General features: G+C 63.5%; 11 protein-coding genes. 2 read left to right on the top strand and 9 right to left on the bottom strand.

Translation table 11 applies throughout. The annotated features are described in order from the left end of the window. Positions 1–7 precede the first annotated feature (7 nt). Together CENDO_RS10430 and CENDO_RS10435 are read left to right on the top strand one after the other, a co-directional pair. Positions 8–361 (top strand): DUF3054 domain-containing protein, encoded by a 354-nt coding sequence (locus CENDO_RS10430; RefSeq protein WP_136141954.1) that lies wholly within the window; start codon positions 8–10, stop codon positions 359–361. Positions 362–506: 145 nt separating this feature from the next. Further along, positions 507–1,526 (top strand): HNH endonuclease signature motif containing protein, encoded by a 1,020-nt coding sequence (locus CENDO_RS10435; protein ID WP_136141955.1) that lies wholly within the window; start codon positions 507–509, stop codon positions 1,524–1,526. A 68-nt stretch (positions 1,527–1,594) separates the two neighbouring features. Here the strand turns inward: CENDO_RS10435 and fumC are convergent, their stop codons facing one another. The 9 genes from fumC to CENDO_RS10480 form a co-directional block, all read right to left on the bottom strand. After that, positions 1,595–3,001: a class II fumarate hydratase gene (gene fumC, locus CENDO_RS10440; protein ID WP_246014289.1), complete on the bottom strand. Its 1,407-nt coding sequence runs from the start codon at positions 2,999–3,001 to the stop codon at positions 1,595–1,597. A 380-nt stretch (positions 3,002–3,381) separates the two neighbouring features. Then, complete coding sequence (locus CENDO_RS10445) at positions 3,382–3,975, bottom strand: DUF4126 domain-containing protein (protein ID WP_136141957.1); 594 nt, start codon at positions 3,973–3,975, stop codon at positions 3,382–3,384. Positions 3,976–4,004: 29 nt separating this feature from the next. After that, positions 4,005–5,561 (bottom strand): acyl-CoA carboxylase subunit beta, encoded by a 1,557-nt coding sequence (locus tag CENDO_RS10450; RefSeq protein ID WP_136141958.1) that lies wholly within the window; start codon positions 5,559–5,561, stop codon positions 4,005–4,007. Further along, on the bottom strand, positions 5,554–10,323 hold the full coding sequence (locus tag CENDO_RS10455) for a type I polyketide synthase (protein ID WP_136141959.1): 4,770 nt from the start codon (positions 10,321–10,323) through the stop codon (positions 5,554–5,556). Before CENDO_RS10455 ends, CENDO_RS10450 begins: the two co-directional genes overlap by 8 nt. A 234-nt stretch (positions 10,324–10,557) precedes the next feature. Then, positions 10,558–12,411 carry a FadD32-like long-chain-fatty-acid--AMP ligase gene (locus CENDO_RS10460; protein WP_136141960.1) on the bottom strand — a complete coding sequence of 618 codons (1,854 nt, stop codon included), beginning with the start codon at positions 12,409–12,411 and terminating at the stop codon, positions 10,558–10,560. 87 nt (positions 12,412–12,498) lie between these two features. Further along, positions 12,499–13,431 (bottom strand): cutinase family protein, encoded by a 933-nt coding sequence (locus CENDO_RS10465; RefSeq protein ID WP_136141961.1) that lies wholly within the window; start codon positions 13,429–13,431, stop codon positions 12,499–12,501. A 20-nt stretch (positions 13,432–13,451) separates the two neighbouring features. After that, a complete protein-coding gene (locus tag CENDO_RS10470) occupies positions 13,452–13,946 on the bottom strand; it encodes a hypothetical protein (protein ID WP_136141962.1) in 495 nt (164 codons plus the stop codon). Then, positions 13,946–15,883, bottom strand: coding sequence for an alpha/beta hydrolase-fold protein (locus tag CENDO_RS10475; RefSeq protein WP_136141963.1), 1,938 nt, complete (start codon positions 15,881–15,883; stop codon positions 13,946–13,948). Before CENDO_RS10475 ends, CENDO_RS10470 begins: the two co-directional genes overlap by 1 nt. 338 nt (positions 15,884–16,221) lie before the next feature. Continuing rightward, positions 16,222–17,253: an alpha/beta hydrolase gene (locus CENDO_RS10480; RefSeq protein ID WP_136141964.1), complete on the bottom strand. Its 1,032-nt coding sequence runs from the start codon at positions 17,251–17,253 to the stop codon at positions 16,222–16,224. Between the last annotated feature and the right edge of the window lie 214 nt (positions 17,254–17,467).

Here is a 17,467-nt window from a genome sequence, read left to right on the forward strand (position 1 = left end):
AGTATCCATGCGCCCCGCAATCCTGCTGGACATCGTCGCCGTATTCGTCTTTGCGTTCCTCGCCCGCGTGGCCCACGGCGGTCTAGACATCGGCGCCATCCTTGGAACGTTCTGGCCTTGGGCCGTGGGCGTGCTGGTGGGCTGGGCTATCATCCTGGGCGCCAAGGTTGCCGGCAAGTGGCGGCAGGGAACCATCGCGTGGTTGAGCTCACTCATCGTGGGCATGATCATCTGGTCGCTAATGGAGGGCCGCATTGGCCACATTTCCTTCATCATCGTCGCCACCATCATGTCCGCCGTGTGCATCTACGGCTGGCGCTTGTTCGACCGGGCAAACAAGGCTACCCGCACCTCGGCCTAAACGCATCCCCCATTCCACCTTTCCTGGGGAAACGTGGCGAATCTGTGGATAACCCGCGCGGGCCGTAGCGGAGGTTATCCACAGGCCTTCTAAGCCTGGGCGGTTTTCGTTGCCCCGACGGGGCGGGCCCTTTAGCGTGACGGCCATGAAATACCTCACATCGCTCAACGCCGCGCTCGCCGCGGGCATCGACCTAGTCGGGGAGGTCACGGGCTTGTCCAAAACGGATCTCCTCAAGGCCGGCACCGCGCCCAAGATGGCCCGGGACCTGCTGGCGCTAAACGTGGTCTACTTCGGCAAGACCCGCTTTAGCCGCTTCCAACGCGAGGCGCGCTCCACGACCCATGACCTGCTAACCTTGCTCGCGATAGAGCGGCACTGCAAGAAATTGAAGAAATCGAAGGACGCGTGGGCCCTGCGCGTCGAGCTGGCCCACACGCCGGCCGGGGAGATAGGGCGGGTGGCTCGCCAACGCATTGACGAATTGCAGCCGCGCAAGGCCGAGGAACCTTCCGTCAAGATTCGGCGCGGCCCGCAGGACTGGAAGATTACCGTCACGGGTTCTTCCCATGACATTTCGCGGATCTGGGAGGGCCAGGACGGTTCTTTGGATACCTTCGTTAAAACCCATTTTTCTGATAATTCCGCCCCCACCACCACGGTGAATGTCATCGTGACGCTAGACGAAATGGATGAGATTGTAGAAAAAGGCGGCGAGGAAGTCATCCTGCGCTGCACGAATGGCTCAACCATGACGGGCGCGGAACTGGTCAACGCGACCCTGGCGGACCGGGGCTACGTTGCCCTGGTCCACCCCGTGGAGGGCGCCATCAATTTATACCGGACTGCGCGCTTCGCGAATCCAAAGCAGCGTCGCCTGGCGGAAATCATGAACTCGACGTGCAGCTGGGAGGGATGCAATAAACCCGCCAGCGAATGCCAGATGCACCACGTCGTGTCATTCAACAACGGCGGCGAGACAAATCAGGACAACATCGTGCCCGCGTGCGGCTATCACAACGGGGTTAATGAGGATGATCCGGGTTTCGCGCCCCGCGGACGAATGGCCAAGCACAGGGGCGTTGGAGGGTGGCTGCCGCCAGGTGAGACGAACCCAGCGAATATGGTCTTCAACCGCGGGGCGTATAAGCATCCGGCCGCGTAAACCGGCGGGTGCGAAAAAGCGGCGCAACCGTGAAAATCACGATCACGCCGCCTGAGGGGTTGCCTGGCCTACTGATCGGCGGCAGAAGGCTGGCACATATCGGCGGGGACTACCCACTTGTCGAACTCTTCCTCGGTGAGGAACTCGAGCTCGAGAGCGGATTCCTTCAGGGACAGGCCCTTCTTGTGAGCGTTCTTGGCGATCTTGGAGGCCTTGTCGTAGCCAATGTGGCGGTTGAGCGCCGTTACCTGCATCAGGTTGATGTCCAGGTTGTGCTGGATCTTCTCCAGGTTAGGCTCGATGCCGTACGCGCAGTTCTCATCGAAGGACACGCAGGTGTCACCCAGCAGCTGGATGGACTCCAGGATTGCCCACGCCATGACCGGCTTGTACACGTTGAGCTGGAAGTTGCCCTGGGAGCCAGCGAAACCAACGGTGGCGTTGTTACCGAATACCTTGGTTGCAACCATGGTCATAGCCTCACACTGGGTGGGGTTAACCTTACCCGGCATGATGGAGGAGCCCGGCTCGTTTTCAGGGATGATGAGCTCGCCGATGCCGTTACGTGGGCCGGAGGCGTACCAGCGAACGTCGTTGGCGATCTTCATCAGCGCGTCACCCAGAACGGTCAGAGCGCCGGAGACAAGAACCAGAGCGTCGTGCGCGCCGAGCGCGGCGAACAGGTTATCCGCCTGCTTGAACTCGATGCCGGTTTCCTCGGAGATCTTCTTAGCGCACAGCTCGCCGAACTCTGGGTGGGCGTTCAGGCCGGTGCCCACGGCGGTGCCGCCGATGGCCAGTTCGCGGGCGCGGGAGTCGGCGTACTCGATGCCCTCTAGGGCGAAATCGATCTGGGCTACCCACGACTCGAATACCTGGGACAGGCGAACCGGGGTTGCGTCCTGCAGGTGGGTGCGGCCAACCATGATGACATCGTGGTACTGCTCGGCCTTCTTGGCGAAGGTATCGCGCAGCTGGCGCACGCGCGGGTACATGTTCTGCAGCTCCTGCACAACCGCGATGTGCATTGCGGTTGGGAAGGTGTCATTGGAGGACTGGCCGCGGTTGACGTGGTCATTAGGGTGAACCGGGGTCTTGGAGCCCTTCTCCCCGCCGGCGATCTCGATGGCGCGGTTGGAGATAACCTCATTGACGTTCATGTTGGACTGGGTGCCGGAACCGGTCTGGAAGACAACCAGCGGGAAGTGCTCATCCAACTCGCCGGCGATAACCTGGTCTCCGGCCTGCTTAATGAGGTCAGCGATGTCCTGTGGCAGCTCGCCCAGCTCCGCGTTGGCCAGGGCCGCGGCCTTCTTGAGGGTGCCCAACGCCTTGATCATCGGGCGGCCCCACACAAAGGTCTCGCGGCCGATGTTGAAGTTATGCAGGGAACGCTCAGTCTGTGCGCCCCAGTAGCGGTCATCGGCGACCTGAACTTCGCCCATGGAGTCAGTTTCGATACGAGTATTAGTCACGTTTAGTCCTTCACTTGGTTCACGTTGACAGTTAGGTTTCGCCAAACAGTGTACCGGCATACCAACTGGTCATCATGCGATTCAAACGTCCACGCTGGTCATAACCACCCCCGAATAAGGGTTAGGGGCGTCAGGCCTCGAAAATGCAGCGGGCTTTGCCCAGACGCATTCGCCCGGGGAGGCCTAAGGGGCGCGTTAAACCCCGGGATCGCGAAACCGCAGCCCCAATGAAGGGTGCTGCGGTTAGGCTCGGGTCTGCTTAGCGAATTGCGGCGATGGCTTGGTTAACCAAATCGACAATCCAAAAGATGGTCTCGAGGGACAGGTCGAGAACGCTAGAGAGCATGTTTTCTCCTTCAAACGTAGAAATCTTTCACAAGCTATTGAGCATATCGCTCGGGACTGGGCCTAACGTTACGCAGCCTCGTATAAAACCACACGCCCGGTGCAACCACGGCGATAAGCAGGAGCACGACCAGCACTGGCGCGAAGATGGCCGCGCCGGTCAGGGAGGCCGCCACGATGTCCTCAGCGGTGGAGGCCACGGGGGCACCAACGCCCACCGTGCTGGTGTTAATGATCGGGCGCGAACCGGCCTTAAGCAGGTGCATGGCCAGCGCGATGATAAAGCCCACGGCCAACAAACCCCAGGTTTTTGGTTCGGCGAAGATGGAGGAATCCCCCACCGTTTCCACCCCAAACGCCGAGGCAAACATCAAGCCACCGGAGGTGGGGCGGACAAGGGTCTGGATAGCATCGTTGACGGAATCCACCGCCGGAATCTTATCGGCCACGATCTCCACGGCCAGCAGCACGCCAAGGATGACCAGCAGGATGGGGTCAGCAAGCCACGCCCAGCCGTCCGGCAGGTTGACGAAATCCGTGTACCGGGCCAGAAGGCCGTACGCGAGCAGCGGGATATAGGCATTAAGCCCAGCCGAAGATGCCAGGCCTAAAGCGGATGAAAATTCCATGGCCTAACCATACAGTGCCTAAAGGCTATTTACAGAGGCGAGATGTTGTGCTTCTTAGGCAGATCCCGCACGTCTTTAGTCTCTAGCTGACGCAGCGCGCGTCGCAGGGCCAAGCGGGACTCGTTAGGCTCAATCATCGCGTCCAGGTAGCCACGCTCGGCGGCGACGTACGGGGAGGTCATGGTCTCATCGTAGAAATCCATGAACATCTTTTTGGTCATCGCGCGGGCCTCTGGTGTCTCGGCGGCGTCCAGCTGCTTGCCCGCGATCATGACCACCGCGGCCGCGGATCCCATCACGGCGATCTGCGCGGTTGGCCACGCAAAGTTAATATCACCCGTCAGGTTCTTAGAACCCATCACCGCGTACGCGCCGCCGTAGGCCTTGCGCACGATGAGCGAGATCTTCGGCACGGTCGCTTCCACCACGGCAAACGCGAACTTGGCGCCTCGGTGGATTAGGCCCGCCTTCTCCTGGTCCACGCCCGGTAGGTAGCCCGGGGTATCCACGACGAAGATAAGCGGGATGTTGTATGCGTCGCAGATGCGGATAAATCGGGCGCCTTTATCGGCGGCGTCGGCGTCGATGCAGCCCGCCAGGTGCATAGGGTTATTGGCTACGAAACCCACGGTCTTGCCGTCAATCCGGCCGAACGCGGTGATCATGTTGGGAGCGTAGTTTTCCTGCAGCTCGATGAGCTCATCATCGTCACCCAGCTGTGCCAGTAGCTCCAGCATGTCGTAGCCAGCGTTGGAATCATCCGGCATGAACTCGTTGAGCTCTTCCGCCTCGGAGACCTCTTCGTCCGTAGGCGCCTCGAAGACCGGCGCCGGGTCGAAGCAGGTCAGCGGCAGGTGGTCCAGCAGGTCACGGACGAGATCGAAGGCCTCATCCTCGGAGCCAACCAACGCTGAGACGTTGCCGTTGAGCTCCTGCTGACGCGCGGAGCCCAGCTCCGCGGAGGTCACGTCCTCGCCGGTGACCTCCCGGATGACGTTGGGGCCGGTGACGTACATTTCCGCCTCGCCGTCCACGGCGATGACGAAGTCCGTGGTAACCGGCGCGTAGACCGCGCCGCCCGCGCACTTGCCCAGCATGATGGAAATCTGCGGGCTGCGGCCGGACAGCGGCAGCTGCCGGCGGGAAATCTCGGAGTAGATCGCCAGGGACGTCACGGCGTCCTGGATGCGCGCGCCGCCGGAATCCTGAATGCCGATGACCGGGCAGCCAATCTTGATGGCCATTTCCATCACGTTGACCACCTTCTGGCCAAAGGACACGCCCACGGAACCGCCGTAGACGGTCTTGTCATGCGCGTAGATGCAGACCGGGCGGCCGCTGATGCGCCCGTAGCCGGTGACCACGCCGTCCGAGTAGATTGCGTCCTTGTCGCCGGGGGTCTTGGCCAGCGCACCGGTTTCCACGAAGGAACCCTCATCAAGCAGTTCGTTGATGCGCTGGCGCGGCGTGGTGCGGCCGGCTTCATCACGGCGTGCGCGGGAGCGCTCGCTGCCCGGGTCCTGCGCCTTGTCCAGGCGTTCGCGCAGGTCAGCTAGTTTCTCGGCCGTAGTCGCGCGCTTAGTCACCAATCTTCTCCTCGATCCATTCGGTTATGTGCTTGCCCACGATGCCAATGGCCGGTTCGTCCGGAACGGCCAAGTGGTCACCCTGCAGCTGCACAATTTCCAGATCTTCCACGATAGCGCCCCAGCCGCCGTCCGGATCAATCTCCGCGTAGCGAGGCTCTAGCTCAATCGCGCCGTCATGCATGCGCTCCGCGCGGAACAGCAAGACGGGCAGGCCCAGGCCGGCCCAGCGCTCGAAGGAGAGCTTGCCCAGGATTTGGTTGTCCACGAAGGAGGCACGCTGGTGCTCCAGCACGCCCGCGGAGAGGCCATGCTCGGAGGCATCCGTGGTGGCCAGGAAGGTGGCCAGCATGTCCATGAGGGCGTCCTCGCCGGCGGTTTCCAGCAACTCGTAGGGGACGGGGAAGTCAAGGCCGTAGGTTTTCTTGGCGAACGCCGCGTAGCGCTCCCAGCGGGCCTTGGTTTCCTCCAGCGTGTCCGGCGCCGGGTCGGATGGCTGCGTGGTGTCCAGCAGCGCGATGAACGCCACCTCTACCGAGTCCTCCCCGCTTAACGCGCGAGCTTTTAGCTCGTGCGCCACCTCGTAGGCCAGGGCGCCGCCGAAGGACCAACCGCCCAGGACTACCTTGCGGCCGCGGGCGTAGGTGATGATGTCATCCACATACGCCTTGGCGCGCTCCTCCAGCTGGCCCTCGATGCGCTCAACGCCGTAGACCGCCACGTTTTCCGGGAGGCGGCGCATCAGCGGTTGGTAGACCACGGTGGTGCCGCCGGCGGGGTGGAACATGAACACGGCGGGGCCGTCCGCCTCGCGCAGGACGCGGATGTTGCCCTCAACCTCGGTTTCTAGGCCCTCGCGGACCAGGTCAGCCAGGGGCTCCAAGGTCTCCGCGCCCTTGACCTGCTCGGCGGATACCTCGATGCCGGCGCGCTCGGTGAGGCGCTCGGCGATCTGGGCCGCGGTCTCATCCGAGATTTCCGGCAGCGGGCTGGTTACCCCGCGCGCCGCCTTGCCCGTGAACGTGGCCCAGGTGCCAAAGACCATGCGCTCCGAGGCATCGCGCGGGGCCACTCCGACGCCGGTTCCCTCGCCTGCCGGCTCCACCCCGCCGGAGACGGCATCGACGGCTGGGGCCTCCGCCACGGGCTCCGGGTCGCTGGTGACGGGGTTGCCCGCCTGGACTCCCGCGACGGCCTCCTCGACCATGGTGATGACGTCCGCCAGGGACGCATCGCGCAGGGCTTGGACCTGAAGCGGCGGGATTTGGAAGTCATTTTCCACGCGGTTTTTAATGCGCATACCCATCAGGGAATCCAGGCCCAGGTCGATAAGCGGGAGTTCCCTCGGCAGGTCGGAGGCGTCATAGCCCATGGACTCGGACACGATGAGGGACAGGCGCTCTTCCACGGTCTCCTCTTCGGGGTTCCACCGCACCGCCTCTACGCCATCGTCGACAAAGGACGCGGGCCGCTTAGACTCGTTGACCTCGGCCACGCCAGGCAGCGACGCCGGCGCCCCGCCCAGGTCGAGGGTGGAGGCAAAGCCCTCGGCGACGAGGGTGGACACGCCGCCCTCGACGGAATAGACCGCCACGGACAGGCCACCCAGGGACTTCTTGACCAGCGTGGTGACCTCGCCGGCGGCGGGAAGGTGCCCGGGCTCCTCGGTGACCACTACCTGCGCCTCCGGATTGACGGCGGCCGCGGCGGACTCGATGAGGGCCAGCGCGGACGGCGCCTGGTCGGCATTCGTCGAGAAGGCGACGGTGGCATCCGGGAGGGTGACGCGGGCGCCGGGCAGGCCGGTAACGCCGCCGGATGGGCGGGCCGAGGTCCAGTAACGCTGGCGCTTGAACGCGGTGCCGGGCACGTCAAGCTGCTTTCCTGCGGCGCCGGCGGGCGCCGTGCCGAAGACGGCGGTGTAATCCACGGGCTGGCCGCCGACGTAGAGCTTGGCCAGAAGATCCAGGATGGACTCGGTGGGATCTACCTTGCGCTTGAGCACGTAGAGCAGCTGGGCATCGGCCTTACCCACGCTAAACGCGGTGTTCATCATGCCCATGAGCGCAACCGGATTAGGGGAGATTTCCACCAGCTGGGTGTGGCCGGCCGCGAACGCCTGCTCGGTGGCGTCCTGGAAGTAGACGGCCTGGCGGGTCATCCGCAGCCAGTACTCATCCGTGTGCACGGTAGCGCCCGGGCGGTGGACCGTGGCGCGGTCCACGGAGCTAAACAGCGGCGTGTGGATTGGGTGGGCGTCAATCCCGGCGATTTCCGCGTGGAGCTCGCCCATGAATGGCTCCACCGCCGAGGTGTGGCCGGCGCCCTTCACGTTAAGCGCGCGGGCGAACTTGCCCTCACCCTCGAGCTTGGCCACCAGATCCAAGACCTCTTGGCGCGGGCCGCCCACAGTGGTCATGCCGGGGCCGGCGTAAACGGCGGGCTCGATGTTGCCCTCGAGCGCGAGGATGTCATCCGCGGTCATCTCGACCACGGCCATGGCGCCCTGGGTCTCCTCGGTCAGGGAGGCCTCACCCTCGCCCATGAGGCGGGCGCGGTGGCAGGCGATGAGCATGGCGTCATCGGCGGTCAGGCCGCCACAGGCGTACGCCGCGCCGATTTCACCCATGGACATGCCCATCACGCCCGCCGGGCGCACGCCGAAGCTGGCCAGCAGGTCCGTCAGCGCAATCTGGATCGCGGTGATGGCCACCTGGGCGGTCTCGGTGTTGTAGGTCTGCTCATCGTCGTTGACGATGTCCAGGACCGACCAGCCGGACTCGAAGTCCACAATCTGGTCCAGCTCTTCCAGCCGGGCCCTAAACGCTGGGGATAGCTCGATTAAGTCCTTGGCCATCTTGCGGTGCTGGGAGCCAAAGCCGGAGTACACAAACACGGGTCCGGTGGGGTTTGGCGCGTCGGCCGCGGCGACGCCGATGGACACCTTGCCCTCGGCGACCTGGCGCAGGCGCTTGACGGCCTCCTCGGTATTCGAAGCCGTGATGACGGCGCGCGAGCGGCCGTGGTTGCGGCCGGCCAATGTGCGGGCTACGGCCAGCAAGTCAGGGTTGTGCTGCTCCAGGTAATCCGCCAGGTCCGCGGCCGCCTGCCTGCGGCGCGACGGCAGGAGTCCGGAGACGGGGAGGGCCACGGGGCCGTCGGTGGCCACCTGCGGCTGGCTTACCGCCGGGGTGCCGGTGTATTCCTCCAGCACGATGTGGGCATTCGTGCCGCCGAAGCCGAAGCCGGAGACGCCGGCAATCTTATGCCCCGAATACTCCGGCCACTCGCGGGGATCCTCGACGACCTCCAGGTGCTCCGCGTCAAAATCGATGTAGCGGTTTGGCTCGGTGAAGTTGATGGACGGAGGCAGGGTGTTGTTGCGGATGGACTCGATGACCTTGATCAGGCCCACCACTCCCGCGGCGGATTCGGAGTGGCCAATGTTGGACTTCGCCGATCCCAGCAGGGTTGGGTTCTCGTTGCTGCGGCCGGCGCCCAGGACCTGCCCCAGCGCCGTGGCCTCGATGGGATCACCCAGGATGGTGCCGGTGCCGTGGGCCTCCACGTAATCCACCTGGGTTGGGTCGATGCCCGCGTCCGCGTACGCGCGCTCAAGTACGTCTACCTGCGCGTCGGGGTTGGGGGCGGTTAAGCCATTGGAGTGGCCGTCCGAGTTCGTGGCGGAGCCCTTGATGACGGCGAGGATGTTGTCCCCGTCCGCCTCGGCATCGTCGAGGCGCTTGAGGACTACTACGCCGGCGGCATCGGAGCGGACGAAGCCGTCGGCGTCGTCGGAAAAGGCGTGGATGCAGCCCGTTGGGCTAATCACGCCCAGCTCGCCGAAGGCGGTGGAGACGAACGGGCTGGCCAGGATGTTCACGCCGCCGGCGATGGCCACATCAGCCTCGCCGCCGCGCAGCCCGCGGACCGCATGGTGGACGGAGACGAGGGAGGAAGAACAGGCGGTATCCACGTTCATGGACGGGCCGCGGAAGTCAAAGGCGTAGGACACGCGGTTGGGGATGACCGCCGAAGACGTGCCGGTCAGGGCGTACGGATGCGCCTCGGACGGATCGGCGCTAATGAGCATGCCGTAGTCATTGTTAGAGCTGCCCAGGTACACGCCGGTAGAGGTGCCGCGGAGCTCATTGGCGGGGATGCCCGCGTCCTCGAGAGCCTCCCAGGTCAGCTCCAGCATGATGCGCTGCTGCGGATCCATGTTGGTGGCCTCGACCGGGGACAGGCCAAAGAACTCGGCGTCGAAGCTGGAAATATCATCCAGGTAGCCGCCCTTGAGGTTTTGCTCCGCCATCTTCTGGCTCATGACCGGGTCGCCGGAATACTCTCCCCAGCGGCCCTCGGGCAGCTCACCCGTGGCGCCGCGGCCCTCGACCAGCATGTTCCAGAACTCACGGGTGTTGTTCGCTCCCGGGAAGCGGCCAGCCATGCCCACGATGGCGATGTCCGCATGCCCCTCGGCCGGCGCGGTGGCCCGGCGCGGGCTGCGCTGCGGCCGTGCGGATTCAGAGCCGTTAATCAGGTGGTCCGCCAGCTGCGCGATGGTGGGATGCTCATAGGCGACGGTGGCGTCCAGGCGGCGGCCCAGCAGGGTCTCCAGCTCGCCGGACAAGACCACGGCGTCGCGGGAGGACAGGCCAAAGTTCTCCAACGGCTTGGTATCCGTAATTTCCTCTGCGTCAACCCCAGTAGTCTCAGCTACCCAGTTGCGCAGCCAGCCGCGTAGTTCTTCTACGGTCATCAAAAAATCAGGTCCTTTTGTGTTGGTTGTGCAACCGGCTTGCCGCTTACCGCGCCGGTGCGTCCACCGACGGGGTACAGGCAGCGACAAGCCCATCACAGACATATCGTCTCATTGTCTCACCTTGTTACAGATGTCACTTGGTGTGACACTCGAGGTAAGCCGTGCGGTGTCCGTGATGGGCTGGTCGAAGGTTAGCTCGTGGTCTCAGGGGCCTTAGTGGCCTTAGGGGCCTTAGCCCTCGAGGAAGGCCTTCTTCGCGATGCGGCGGGCAATCTTGCCCGAGGAGGAACGGGAAATGCCGTGCGGCTCGAGGAACGCGATGGTATCCGGGGTCACGCCGTGGTTCTTGGTCACGGCCGCGCGGATGGCTTCCTCGGCGGCGCCGTCACCGGAAGCGTCGGCGTTATCAGCGCGCTCGACAAGCAGGATGAGCTTCTCCGTGTTGTCACCCTCAACGGAGAATGCGGCAACGGAATCCGGGCGGACGTGCTGGGATGCGCCCATGACGGTGCCCTCAATGTCCTGCGGGTAGTGATTGCGGCCGGCAATGACAATCAGGTCCTTGAGGCGGCCGGTGATATACAGGTGGCCGTCGATGATGGTGCCCAGGTCGCCGGTGGCCATCCAATTGTTGGCCTCGGGGGCACCGTCCACGCGGGAGCCCTCCGCCAGGCGCTCGCCCAGGGCATTGCGGAAGGTGTCCGCGGTTTCATTCTCGCGGCCCAGGTATCCCTGGGCCATGTTGTCTCCGTAGACCCAGATGTCACCGATATGGCCATCGGGCAGCTCCGCCTTGGTCTCCGGGTCCACGATGGTCATCCACTGCGGCCTGACCACCTGGCCGTTGGAGGCGAAAGGAACGGAAGACTCAGACTTGTCCACGATGACGGCGCGGCCTTCAGCCAGCGCCTCGCGGTCGAAGTGGGAAATCAGCGGGCGGTCCGGGGTTTGAGGGGTGGCAACCAGCAGCGACGCCTCGGCCAGGCCGTAGGACGGGCGGACCGCCTCCGAGCGCAGGCCGTGCTTGGAGAAGGTCTCCACGAAGTTATTGACCGCGGACTCGGTCACCGGCTCCGAACCGACGATGATTCCATCAACCTTGGACAGATCCATATCTTCGCCCTCGGCCGGCTGGCCGTAGCGCACGGCAAGCTCCAGCGCGAAGTTCGGCACCACGGTGTAGACGCCGCCGAGTTGTTCGTCCTGCGGATTCTTGTTCAGTTGATCCAGCCAGCGCTTCGGCTGCTGAATGAAGTCACGGGGCGCCATCAAATCGATAGGCAGGCCCAGGATGAGAACGAACGCGGCCAGGATGATGCCCATATCGTGATGCAGCGGCAGCCAGGAGACCAGGCGCATCGGCACTTTCAAATCGGCAGCACGGAAAATCTGCAGCACGTTAGTGAGGATCGACCTGTTGGTCAGCACCACGCCCGCGGGGGTGCGGGTGGAGCCGGAGGTGTACTGCAGGAAGGCCACCTGGTCGATCGGCATGGTGGTGGACGTTGCCGCCATCTGCTGTCCGGCCAGCGTGGCGGACGGATTCTGGTAGGAGGCCGCCAGGGAATCCGGCAGGGAGTCGACGGCCAGCACGCGTGGGCGCTCGCGGGAAGGGACGTTAGCGAAGAACTTGCGCACGGCGCCCGCGGACGAGGTGTTCGTCAGGACGATCCGTGGATTCGCGTCATCGAAAACCGCCTTGAGGTGGTCCGCATGCCCCGGCTCGTTGGGGTCATAGAGAGGGACCGGCACCATGCCGGCGTACAGGGCACCCAAAAAGGCGAAGACGTACTCCGGCGAGTTGCCGGCCAGGATGGCGCAGCGGTCCCCGATGGTGCCCACTTGCTGCAGGCGCGCGGCCACGGCCTTGATGCGGGTGTTGATCTCCTGGCGGGTGTAATCAACGGCCTTGCCCTCGCGGGACTCGGAGAAATCCCAGAAACGCATGCACCTGCGGTCCCCGCCTCCGGTTTGCAGATCGCCTTGGTACATCAATTCGGATAGGCCGGCCAGCGAAAGCTGCGGCGCCAGGGTGATTTCGCCCTTCTCGTTGAAGAACTGGCTCATTGCGGCATGCAGATCCATCGAGATCTCCTCACGGGTTCGTGTACGAAAGTAGTTTTATTTTGACTTTAAAAATATCAGACGCGGAGCCGTTTGTGTTACATCCCACTACACGAGCGGATCGATGATCCCCTTCGCCCAATCCACCATCCACTTGTCCGCGGTGGTGCCCGGGATGACGTTTTGGTTATAGGCATACATCGCGTGCACACCGTTGGCGTCGATCAGTGCCAGTGCGCGGTCCAAGCCGCTGCGGACGTTGAGGGGGGCGTCGCAGATGGCGTCGTCGGGCGCGCAAATCTGCCAGGTGCGGTCACTCAAGGTGCCGAAGCCCCCGGCACGCGGCCCGCGCATGGTGGCGCCGGGAACCACAGGCTGCACCAGCGCGCTGATGGGCTCCAGCGCAATCTCCGCGCCGGTGCCGCCCAGCTCGACGCCCGGGTTGATGCCCTCGCCGTTTTTGCGGCGACCGTCAGCCACCAACGCCACGCCGGCCACCGACTCGGCGGGCACAACCCCGTTACCGGAGCCAATCCGGTTCGCCACGTCACCGGCAATCACGGCGCCCTGGCTGAAACCACCGATGATGAACTTGGTCTGCGGGCAATCGGCGTGCGTTTGCTGCAGCTCCTGCTCGAGGCGGGCTAGGCCCTCATTGCGCGAATCGTCGTAGGTCATCTCCTCTTTCGAGTTGATGTTCTGGAATTGCGCGGTGTACGGCAGGGTCCACACCTTCACGTCTTCGGGCGCGTACGCCTCTTTCAGCGGATTCGAGATAGACAGCATGAATGACCGCGGATTAGCCGTGGGGTTGAGTGGATCATCATCGGCGGCGGACTCCCACGTGCCGGGCGCGGAGATGAACTCCACGGCCGGGCACCAGTCCGGTTGCACGGGTTGCGGCGCCGCTTCGTTGCTCGGGCCGGTATTGCCGCCCGTGCCTGGGGTTTTAGAGGTAGTGGACTGGAAATACTGGACTGCGCCAGCGCCAATAATGACCACTACGATGATTGCCGCGAGGGCGGTTAGAACTTTCCTCATGTGGGTTAGAGTACCCGCCCCTACTGGCAGTATCCTGTGCGTGCGGTGTCTTCAATCAGGGTAACCACTTCACCGATGGCAAGCTCGGTGCGCCCCTGCTCGATGAGCTGGCCCGCGATGGCCTGCACCGTCACCTGGTCCTCCTGATTGCAGGCCGCGCGGGCGGCGGTGATGAGCTGATCCTCTACCCCGCCCACGTTGATACCGGCCTCACCCATGGCGTCCAGCAGCTCCTGTTCGCCCTCTTCCCGAGGCGGGGCGTCAGGAATCTCCTCGATCTCCTGCGCGCCCTGGTCCTGGGGCTGCGGTTCTGCTGCGGATTCGCTGGAATCGGCCTCTTCAGGCTCCGATTCGCCCGAGGTAGCGTCCAAGTCCTTGTTGCGCTCCAGCGGTGCGACGGAGGATGGGACGGCGGAATCCGCCGCGTTGTCTGCGGAGTTGTCCACGGTGGCCGAGCTGCACGCTGACAGCACGAGTGCGGCAGCGGCCACCGAAGCTAGCGTGAGGGCGCGCATTAGTTCTTATCTTCCTGGATACGGCCGAATACCTCGCGGATGGTGCCATTCTGGAATTTCTGCTCGAGCCCGCCGGCCGGGATGGTGGCAAAATCGGCCGTAGGCCAGCCGTACTCACCCTGCTCGTAGCCCTTAGCGCCCCAGGCATTAAAGATATTGCCCTTCAGGATGTAGTGCGCACCGGAGGCTGCGGACCAGTAGATATTGCCGTTGTCGAACTCCTGGAAGAAGCCACCCTTAATCGCCCTTTCGCCGCCGACCGGGAAGCCCAGCTCGGATTCCGCCGCGCCTAGCTCCTTGTACTTAGCGCCAATCGCGCCGTGCACCACGGCATGTGAGCCGTCCGGGTTGCGGGTCAGGATGCCGCCCTGGAATTCCTGAACCAAGCCCTCACCGACGGTACGGGGCGCGGAGGTTGGGTACTTCAGATCGCCCTTCTCGTAACCGTTCTTACCCCAGGCGCCCATCATGTCCGCCGGAATTGGGTGCGCACCGGTCTGGGCGGTCCAATAGATGGAGCCGTGTTCGAAGTGCACGAAGCGGCCCTTGCCATCAGGGGCGGTGATCTCGCCGGTCTTAGGGAAGCCCAGCCAGGAGTTAGCCCCGCCCATACCCGCGTATGCCGTGTTGATGCGGCCGAACAGTACGTGTGCGCCGGTATCCGGAGACCAGTAGGCGGTGTGATCCGCGGTGAAGTCCTGCGCGCGGCCGTCACCACCGGTGACGTACTCATCATTCAGGCACTCGAGGGTCTCGAAGTTCTTGACAGCCTGGGCAATTGCGCCCGCAGGGGCGCAATTCGCGCCGCGGTCCGCCTCTGGGATTTCCAGGGCGTTGGCGATGTGTGGCCACGCCTGGTCCATCTCATACTGCCAGTACTCCCAGGAGTGCACGCCGGATGGGCGGAAGCGGACAATCGGCTCGACGCCGGCGCGTTTTGCGTAATCCACAAACGTCTGGCTCGACATGCGGGAGATAGCCTCCAGGCCGATGCCGGCAATGTTTGCCGGGCCCTTCGCCACGGAACCATCGATGCCGTAGTCATCCTTGCCGGAACCGGCGGAGACGTAAACGGTCATATCCTTTAAGTTCTCAATGCCCAGCTTTGGATCGTGATCAATCCAGTCCTGGGAGCCCTCAGGGCCCCACATGTTCGTGGTGGAGTATCCGCCCGCGTCCAACTGAGCGGCCATAATCGCCTGCGGCATGCCCTGGGTGGTGGTGTCCAGGTAGCCGGAGAAGGAGGCCACGAAATCAAACAGGTAAGGGTGACGCTCGGCGAGGTTCATCGCGGCGGTGCCGCCCATGGAGATACCCGTTAGCGCGCGGCGCTGGTTAGAGCGGAATTCATTGTCCAGGATTGGGACTAGTTCCTTGGTCAGGAAAGTCTCCCACATGTAGTGGGTGCCCTGATCCGGCTTCTGCCAGTCCGAGTAGAAGGAGGACTCGCCGCCGACCGGCATGATCACGTTGACGTTGCGGGAGGCGAACTGGTTGAGGATATTGGTCTCAATCGTCCAGCCGGACTCATCGTCGCGCGCGCGCAAGCCGTCCAGCGCCCATACCTCGGGGAAGGTTGCCTGCGGGTTTGAGTACCAATCGCGGGCCAGCTGGATCTGAACCTTCTGCTCCTTGTCTGGCATCGCCGCAGACTTGATATAAACCATCACGTGGCGTGGGGACAGGTATTCCACGCGGTTGATGTCCACGCCCTCAGGCAGACCCTCTACGTCCGGGTAGGTGGTCTCAATCGGGGTGCGCTCTACCGGCGCGCTTGGGGCGAAGGCATCGGAAAGGCTGGAGCCATTGCTGGAGCCGGAAGACTGGGCGCCCGCGTTTGGCAGGAGGGTAATTCCCAGTGCCATAGCGGTGGGCACGGCAACGATAGCGAGCTTGGTGCGGCCCTTGATCGGGGAACGCGAGCTGGAAGTACGCATAAATGTGTCCTTGGAATAGTTGAGGGTACGCCAAACCCAGTCCAGGCAGGGGTGGACGCCAAAAGCAGATCCCCAGCCCGGCGCCTATGGCCCGAGGGTTCCCCTCCTCCGGGACATACGCGGCGCAATGCTGTCTAATGTGCGCTCAAGTTTAAGTTCAACTTTAGAGTTTATGCGTCCCGACACGCTAGACCGGCCAACTCAGATTGTGACTCGCTACATCCCCGGCGGAGTCCCGGCGCCACCAGAGTTCAAGCCACGGGCGCAAATAGCGAAATCCCGGCCCTTCCGAAGAGGAACCGGGATGAGTTCTTAGGCCTCAGGGTTTATAACAGCGCTTACCACGCGTTCATGTAATTGAGAATCATTGGGCGGGTCCGGTTCAGCTGGTAGCCGAACTGGTCCCAGTTGTGGAGGCCGGTGGCCGGGTAGTTCGTGGTGAGGTTCACGCCCAACGCGCGAGCCTTGACCTCGAAGATGTGGGTGGTTGCATTGGAAAACAGCTCCAGCGCCGCGCCTGCCAGCTGATCCTTCGGCAGGTACTTGGCGTCCGCCGGGCCCGGGATGCCGGAAGCTGCGGAGATGTAGACGCTGCGGCCGGCGAAGTTAGACGCCTGGGTCAGCGGGTCGTTTTCAAAGCGGCGCGGGTTGAAGATGGAACCGTACAGCTGGTTCAGGTTGTAGCCGCCGGCATCAAGCAGGGCTAGGCGCATCAAGGTCTGACCACCTGGGATGGTGGTAGCCAAGTAGCCGGAGTAGGACAACGCCTGACGGAACTGTTCAGGGTGCTTACCGGCCAGGGTGATGGCGGCGGTACCACCCATGGACAGGCCGGCGATAGCGTTGTTGTTCGGCGCCACGCCGAAGTTGCGCTGCAGGTAGCCTGGGAGCTCGGAGGTCAGGAAGGTCTCCCACTGGTAGTTGACCGGATTGTTCAGGTCGAAGGTTGCGGGGCCCTGCCAGTCGGCGTAGAAGGAGGCCGCGCCGCCCACCGGCATCACGACGGTGATGTTGTCATTAACGAAGGTTTTGGCCGCGTTGACGTCATTGACCCAGGCGTTGGTCTTTTCAGTAGCGCGGAGGCCGTCAAGCAGGTAAAGGCCGGCATTGCCGCCGTTCTTGGCCGGCTGAATCTGCACGGTAATATTGCGGCCCATCGCCGGGGACCACACGTCGCAGCGCTGCACCCAGTATTTTACTTTGTCCCAGGTGCAGGCACCGGTCGAATCGGCGCGCAGGAAGTCGCGGTTTGCGGCCTGCGCCTGCGGTGCACCAGCCACCATTGCCATTGTCACGGCCATTACTACCGCCACTACAAACGCCACCGCGCGGTGGGTGACGGTGGCAAAGCCCTTAGTGATGCCAGTCATGAAACTCCTCAATATCCAATTCAAATGCGCCGGTTACACCTTCTGGGGTAGGTGGACCGGCACGCGCCCCGGCGCCGCTTGCACGCCGGAACTGTAAGTCGCAATAGGTCTATCGCTCCCCAACCCGTAAGCGTTAACGCTCGACGCGAAAGCGTTACGGATCAATAACAAAACGCTGATTAGCGTAGCACACTTTCGCCCAGCGTATAACGCA

The sequence above is a fragment of the Corynebacterium endometrii genome, from assembly GCF_004795735.1.
Classification (GTDB): Bacteria; Actinomycetota; Actinomycetes; order Mycobacteriales; family Mycobacteriaceae; genus Corynebacterium; species Corynebacterium endometrii.

What these genes read in the sequence shown, in the direction of transcription:
- CENDO_RS10445 (WP_136141957.1), bottom strand. Translation starts at nt 3,975, where the DNA reads ATGGAATTTTCATCCGCTTTAGGCCTGGCATCTTCGGCTGGGCTTAAT.
- CENDO_RS10475 (WP_136141963.1), bottom strand. Translation starts at nt 15,883, where the DNA reads ATGCGTACTTCCAGCTCGCGTTCCCCGATCAAGGGCCGCACCAAGCTC.
- CENDO_RS10460 (WP_136141960.1), bottom strand. Translation starts at nt 12,411, where the DNA reads ATGGATCTGCATGCCGCAATGAGCCAGTTCTTCAACGAGAAGGGCGAA.
- CENDO_RS10470 (WP_136141962.1), bottom strand. Translation starts at nt 13,946, where the DNA reads ATGCGCGCCCTCACGCTAGCTTCGGTGGCCGCTGCCGCACTCGTGCTG.
- CENDO_RS10465 (WP_136141961.1), bottom strand. Translation starts at nt 13,431, where the DNA reads ATGAGGAAAGTTCTAACCGCCCTCGCGGCAATCATCGTAGTGGTCATT.
- CENDO_RS10430 (WP_136141954.1), top strand. Translation starts at nt 8, where the DNA reads ATGCGCCCCGCAATCCTGCTGGACATCGTCGCCGTATTCGTCTTTGCG.
- CENDO_RS10455 (WP_136141959.1), bottom strand. Translation starts at nt 10,323, where the DNA reads ATGACCGTAGAAGAACTACGCGGCTGGCTGCGCAACTGGGTAGCTGAG.
- CENDO_RS10435 (WP_136141955.1), top strand. Translation starts at nt 507, where the DNA reads ATGAAATACCTCACATCGCTCAACGCCGCGCTCGCCGCGGGCATCGAC.
- CENDO_RS10480 (WP_136141964.1), bottom strand. Translation starts at nt 17,253, where the DNA reads ATGACTGGCATCACTAAGGGCTTTGCCACCGTCACCCACCGCGCGGTG.